General features: G+C 41.5%; 7 protein-coding genes. All 7 read left to right on the forward strand.

All coding sequences use genetic code 11. From position 1 onward, the window contains the following. A partial coding sequence (locus tag WKI42_RS09250; protein WP_368081771.1) for an MBOAT family O-acyltransferase occupies positions 1-693 on the forward strand: 693 nt, incomplete at its 5' end. 13 nt (positions 694-706) lie between these two features. Beyond that, positions 707-946 carry a D-alanine--poly(phosphoribitol) ligase subunit DltC gene (dltC, locus tag WKI42_RS09255; protein WP_000351967.1) on the forward strand — a complete coding sequence of 80 codons (240 nt, stop codon included), beginning with the start codon at positions 707-709 and terminating at the stop codon, positions 944-946. Continuing rightward, positions 939-2207 carry a D-alanyl-lipoteichoic acid biosynthesis protein DltD gene (dltD, locus tag WKI42_RS09260; protein ID WP_173212887.1) on the forward strand — a complete coding sequence of 423 codons (1269 nt, stop codon included), beginning with the start codon at positions 939-941 and terminating at the stop codon, positions 2205-2207. The genes dltC and dltD overlap by 8 nt, the downstream gene beginning before the upstream one ends. Positions 2208-2358: 151 nt before the next feature. Next, positions 2359-2799 carry a zinc-dependent transcriptional regulator AdcR gene (gene adcR, locus WKI42_RS09265; protein ID WP_001249308.1) on the forward strand — a complete coding sequence of 147 codons (441 nt, stop codon included), beginning with the start codon at positions 2359-2361 and terminating at the stop codon, positions 2797-2799. Then, on the forward strand, positions 2799-3503 hold the full coding sequence (locus WKI42_RS09270; protein WP_153224127.1) for a metal ABC transporter ATP-binding protein: 705 nt from the start codon (positions 2799-2801) through the stop codon (positions 3501-3503). Before adcR ends, WKI42_RS09270 begins: the two co-directional genes overlap by 1 nt. After that, entirely contained in the window at positions 3496-4302 is an 807-nt protein-coding gene (locus tag WKI42_RS09275; RefSeq protein ID WP_000950038.1) for a metal ABC transporter permease, read from the forward strand. The genes WKI42_RS09270 and WKI42_RS09275 overlap by 8 nt, the downstream gene beginning before the upstream one ends. Positions 4303-4311: 9 nt before the next feature. Then, positions 4312-5817 (forward strand): zinc ABC transporter substrate-binding lipoprotein AdcA, encoded by a 1506-nt coding sequence (gene adcA / locus WKI42_RS09280; protein WP_368081772.1) that lies wholly within the window; start codon positions 4312-4314, stop codon positions 5815-5817. Positions 5818-5960: the final 143 nt, after the last annotated feature.

Below are 5960 nucleotides of genomic sequence, written 5' to 3' on the forward strand. Positions count from 1 at the left end.
GATGAGTTGATGGATATGCTGGATGAATCTGTTCGCTATATCATGTGGGGCTTTTTGTACAAGTTTATCTTAGCTCATGTTTTAGGAGAGACCTTGTTGCCTCCTTTGAAGAATTTAGCCTTGCAGTCAGGTGGTTTCTTTAATCTCTATGCCTTGGCAGTTATGTATACCTTTGGTCTGGAACTTTTCTTTGACTTTGCAGGTTATTCTATGTTTGCCTTAGCCATTTCAAATTTGATGGGAATTCGTAGCCCTATCAACTTTAACAAGCCCTTTTTATCAAGGGATTTAAAAGAGTTTTGGAATCGTTGGCACATGAGCCTCTCTTTCTGGTTCCGTGACTTTGTCTTTATGCGAATGGTGATGGTGTTGACCAGAAAGAAGATCTTTAAAAATCGTAATGTAACCTCAAGTGTGGCCTATATTGTAAATATGCTGATTATGGGATTTTGGCATGGTGTGACCTGGTACTATATCGCCTATGGACTCTTTCATGGGATTGGACTGGTTATCAATGACGCTTGGATTCGTAAGAAAAAAACGCTCAATAAGGAACGGAAAAAAGCAGGGAAAGCTGCTCTACCTGAGAATCGCTGGATTCAGTTGCTTGGCATGGTTGTCACCTTCCATGTCGTCATGCTGTCATTCTTAATCTTTTCTGGATTTTTGAATGATTTATGGTTTAAAAAATAAAAGGAAATAAAATATGGATATCAAATCAGAAGTTATCGAAATTATTGATGAGTTGTTTATGGAAGATGTTTCTGACATGATGGATGAAGATCTTTTTGATGCAGGTGTCTTGGATAGTATGGGAACGGTTGAGTTGATTGTGGAGATTGAAAACCGTTTTGACATTCGTGTCCCTGTGACAGAGTTTGGTCGCGACGACTGGAATACAGCTAATAAAATCATAGCTGGTATTGTGGAGCTACAAAATGCTTAAACGCTTATGGATGATCTTCGGACCGGTCTTGATAGCTGGTTTGTTGGTTTTTCTGCTCATTTTCTTTTATCCTACTGAGATGCATCATAATCTAGGAGCTGAAAAGCGTTCAGCGGTGGCTACTACTATCGATAGTTTTAAGGAGCGAAGTCAAAAAGTCAGAGCACTATCTGATCCAAATATGCGTTTTGTTCCCTTCTTTGGCTCTAGTGAATGGCTTCGTTTTGACGGTGCTCATCCTGCGGTATTAGCTGAGAAATACAATCGATCCTACCGTCCTTATCTTTTAGGACAGAGGGGAGCTGCATCGCTTAACCAGTATTTTGGAATGCAACAGATGTTGCCACAACTGGAGAATAAACAAGTTGTGTATGTTATCTCACCTCAGTGGTTCAGTAAAAACGGCTATGAGCCAGCAGCCTTCCAGCAGTATTTTAATGGAGACCAGTTGACCAGTTTTCTGGAACATCAATCTGGAGATCAGGCTAGTCAATATGCGGCGACTCGCTTACTACAGCAGTTCCCAAACGTAGCTATGAAGGATTTGGTTCAGAAGTTGGCAAGTAAAGAAGAATTGTCGACGGCAGACAATGAAATGATTGAATTATTGGCTCGGTTTAATGAACGCCAAGCTTCCTTTTTTGGTCAGTTTTCAGTTAGAGGCTATGTCAATTATGATAAGCATGTAGTTAAGTATTTAAAGACCTTGCCAGACCAGTTTTCTTATCAAGCCATAGAAGATATTGTTAAAGCAGATGCTGAAAAGAATACTTCCAATAATGATCTGGGAATGGAAAATTATTTCTATAATACGCAGATCAAGAAGGATTTGAAGAAATTAAAGGACTCTCAGAAAAGCTTTACCTATCTCAAGTCGCCAGAGTATAATGACTTGCAGTTGGTTTTAACCCAGTTTTCTAAATCTAAGGTAAACCCGATTTTTATCATTCCACCTGTTAATAAAAAATGGATGGACTACGCTGGTCTACGAGAGGATATGTACCAACAAACGGTGCAGAAGATTCGCTACCAGTTAGAGAGTCAAGGTTTTACCAATATAGCAGATTTTTCTAAGGATGGCGGGGAGCCTTTCTTTATGAAGGACACCATTCACCTTGGTTGGTTGGGCTGGTTGGCTTTTGACAAGGCAGTTGATCCTTTCCTATCCAATCCAACCCCAGCTCCGACTTACCATCTGAATGAGCGCTTTTTCAGCAAAGATTGGGCGACTTATGATGGAGATGTCAAAGAATTTCAATAGATCATAATATAGAAGAGTTCAAGAATGAAGCCTATTTTCACGTTTTTTCTTGACTCTTTTTTTGCTTGTGATATAATTAACTGGTAAATAAAATGTCAAAGAATAGTATTTTTCTCTTAAAAAGAGAAGTTCAAAAGGAAAGGAGTCAGATATGAGACAGCTAGCGAAGGATATTGATGCCTTTTTGAATGAGGTAATTTTGCAGGCGGAAAACCAACATGAAATCCTAATAGGTCATTGTACTAGCGAGGTAGCTCTGACCAATACCCAGGAGCATATTCTCATGCTTTTGTCAGAGGAATCTTTAACCAATTCAGAGTTGGCGCGTCGCCTCAATGTCAGTCAGGCAGCAGTTACCAAGGCCATTAAGTCTTTGGTCAAGGAAGGGATGTTGGAAACATCTAAAGATCCTAAGGATGCGCGTGTGATTTTTTATCAGTTGACTGATTTGGCTCGTCCAATCGCTGAGGAGCACCATCATCACCATGAGCATACACTTTTAACCTATGAACAAGTGGCGACTCAGTTTACTCCAAATGAACAAAAAGTGATCCAGCGGTTTTTGACTGCTTTAGTAGGAGAAATCAAATAATGAGATATATTACGGTAGAGGATTTATCCTTCTATTATGATAAGGAGCCAGTTCTTGAACATATCAATTATAGTGTTGATAGTGGGGAATTTGTTACCTTGACAGGGGAGAATGGGGCAGCTAAGACGACACTGATTAAGGCCAGTCTTGGAATTCTCCAACCACGCATTGGTAAGGTAACCATTTCAAAGACAAATACGCAGGGTAAGAAATTGAGAATAGCCTACCTTCCTCAACAGATTGCCAGTTTTAATGCAGGTTTTCCAAGTACGGTTTATGAATTTGTCAAGTCGGGTCGCTATCCGCGAAAAGGTTGGTTCCGTCGTTTGAATGCTCATGATGAGGAGCATATCAAGGCTAGTCTGGACTCAGTTGGTATGTGGGAACACCGAGACAAACGCTTGGGGTCTCTATCTGGGGGACAGAAGCAGCGAGCAGTGATTGCGCGTATGTTTGCTTCGGATCCAGATATGTTTATCCTAGATGAGCCGACAACGGGGATGGATGCAGGAAGTAAAAATGAATTTTACGAACTCATGCACCACAGCGCCCATCATCATGGCAAGGCTGTTTTGATGATTACCCATGACCCTGAAGAAGTTAAGGATTATGCGGATCGCAATATTCATCTAGTCCGTAACCAAGACTCGCCATGGCGTTGTTTCAACGTTCATGAGAATGACCAGGAGGTGGGCCATGCTTAGTTTGTTATCTTATGACTTTATGCAACGCGCCTTTCTGGCCGTTATTGCCATGAGTCTTTTTTCGCCAGTTCTTGGAACCTTCCTTATCTTGCGTCGTCAGAGTTTGATGAGTGATACCCTCAGCCACGTCTCGCTTTCAGGTGTAGCCTTTGGTCTGGTTCTGGGGATTTCTCCGACTGTTTCTACGATTGCTATTGTCTTGATTGCGGCGGTCTTTCTGGAGTATCTCCGTACGGTTTACAAGAGCTTTATGGAAATCGGGACAGCAATCCTCATGTCAACGGGTCTGGCTGTTTCTCTGATTGTCATGAGCAAGGGTAAAAGCTCGAGTTCTATGAGTTTGGACCAGTATCTTTTTGGTTCAATCGTGACTATTAGTGAAGAACAGGTCATTTCCCTCTTTGTCATTGCGGCAGTTGTTTTGATTTTGACCTTCCTCTTCCTTCGTCCAATGTATATCCTGACCTTTGATGAGGATACGGCCTTTGTGGATGGCTTGCCCGTTCGTACCATGTCCATTCTTTTTAACATGGTGACAGGGGTGGCCATTGCCCTTATGATTCCTGCTGCGGGAGCTCTTCTGGTATCGACCATTATGGTCTTGCCAGCGAGTATTGCCCTGCGTCTGGGGAAAAACTTTAAATCGGTTATGCTGCTTGCCAGTGCGATTGGATTTTTGGGAATGGTAGCAGGACTCTACATTTCCTACTATGCAGAAACACCTGCAAGTGCAAGTATTACTATTATTTTTGTAACTGTTTTCTTGCTAATTAGTTTAGTAAGACGTTTTATCAAATAGGAGACTAAGATGAAAAAAATTAGCTTATTACTAGCCAGTCTATGTGCCTTGTTTTTAGTGGCTTGTTCCAATCAAAAACAGGCAGATGGCAAACTAAATATTGTGACAACCTTTTACCCTGTCTATGAATTTACCAAGCAAGTCGCAGGAGATACTGCTAATGTAGAACTCCTCATCGGTGCTGGTACAGAACCCCATGAATATGAACCGTCTGCCAAGGCAGTTGCCAAAATACAAGATGCAGATACCTTCGTTTATGAAAATGAAAACATGGAAACATGGGTTCCTAAATTGCTAGATACCTTGGATAAGAAAAAGGTCAAAACCATCAAGGCAACAGGCGATATGTTGCTTTTGCCAGGTGGTGAGGAAGAAGAGGGAGACCATGACCATGGAGAAGAAGGACATCACCATGAGTTTGACCCCCATGTTTGGTTATCACCAGTTCGTGCCATTAAACTTGTAGAGCACATCCGCGACAGCTTGTCAGCAGATTATCCTGATAAAAAAGAGACCTTTGAGAAGAATGCGGCTGCCTATATCGAAAAATTGCAAGCCTTGGATAAGGCTTATGCAGAAGGCTTATCCAAAGCCAAACAAAAGAGCTTTGTAACGCAACACGCAGCCTTTAACTATCTCGCCTTGGACTATGGACTCAAACAAGTCGCAATCTCAGGACTTTCTCCAGATGCAGAGCCATCAGCTGCACGTTTGGCAGAATTGACAGAGTACGTCAAGAGAAATAAAATTGCCTACATCTACTTTGAAGAAAATGCTTCACAAGCCCTTGCTAACACACTTTCAAAAGAGGCAGGTGTCAAAACAGATGTCCTCAATCCTTTAGAAAGTCTGACAGAAGAAGATACCAAGGCGGGAGAGAATTATATCTCTATCATGGAGAAAAACCTCAAGGCTTTGAAACAAACAACAGACCAAGAAGGCCCAGCAATCGAGCCTGAAAAAGCAGAGGATACCAAGACAGTCCAAAATGGTTACTTTGAGGATGCAGATGTCAAGGACCGCACCTTGAGTGACTATGTAGGTAACTGGCAATCAGTTTATCCTTTCCTTGAAGATGGCACGTTTGACCAAGTCTTTGACTACAAGGCTAAGTTGACTGGTAAGATGACCCAGGCTGAGTACAAGGCCTACTATACAAAAGGCTATCAGACAGATGTGGCTAAGATTAACATTACTGATAACACTATGGAATTTGTTCAAGGTGGACAAAGTAAGAAATTCACCTACAAGTATGTTGGTAAGAAAATCTTGACTTATAAGAAAGGCAATCGTGGTGTGCGCTTCCTCTTTGAAGCCACAGATGCGGACGCTGGACAATTCAAATATGTTCAGTTTAGTGACCACAATATCGCCCCAGTTAAGGCAGAACATTTCCATATCTTTTTTGGAGGCACAAGCCAAGAAGCCCTCTTTGAAGAAATGGACAACTGGCCAACCTACTATCCAGATAACCTATCTGGACAAGAAATCGCCCAAGAAATGTTGGCGCATTGATGAGAAACCGACTAGTTCATAAGAGCTAGTCGGTTTTTGGGGTACTAGATGGCTAACTTCATTATAGACCTTTTAGAACTAAGGGAACCTAAAAAAATAAATAAAACTCTTGAAATATCGGGGTTTATATGCTAAAATGTAGC

Origin of the sequence: Streptococcus pseudopneumoniae, from assembly GCF_038148935.1 — a bacterium.
Lineage (GTDB): Bacteria > Bacillota > Bacilli > Lactobacillales > Streptococcaceae > Streptococcus > Streptococcus pseudopneumoniae_U.

Coding starts and splice junctions, on each gene's coding strand:
- adcR (WP_001249308.1), top strand. CDS start 2,359: ATGAGACAGCTAGCGAAGGATATTGATGCCTTTTTGAATGAGGTAATT.
- dltC (WP_000351967.1), top strand. CDS start 707: ATGGATATCAAATCAGAAGTTATCGAAATTATTGATGAGTTGTTTATG.
- WKI42_RS09275 (WP_000950038.1), top strand. CDS start 3,496: ATGCTTAGTTTGTTATCTTATGACTTTATGCAACGCGCCTTTCTGGCC.
- WKI42_RS09270 (WP_153224127.1), top strand. CDS start 2,799: ATGAGATATATTACGGTAGAGGATTTATCCTTCTATTATGATAAGGAG.
- adcA (WP_368081772.1), top strand. CDS start 4,312: ATGAAAAAAATTAGCTTATTACTAGCCAGTCTATGTGCCTTGTTTTTA.
- dltD (WP_173212887.1), top strand. CDS start 939: ATGCTTAAACGCTTATGGATGATCTTCGGACCGGTCTTGATAGCTGGT.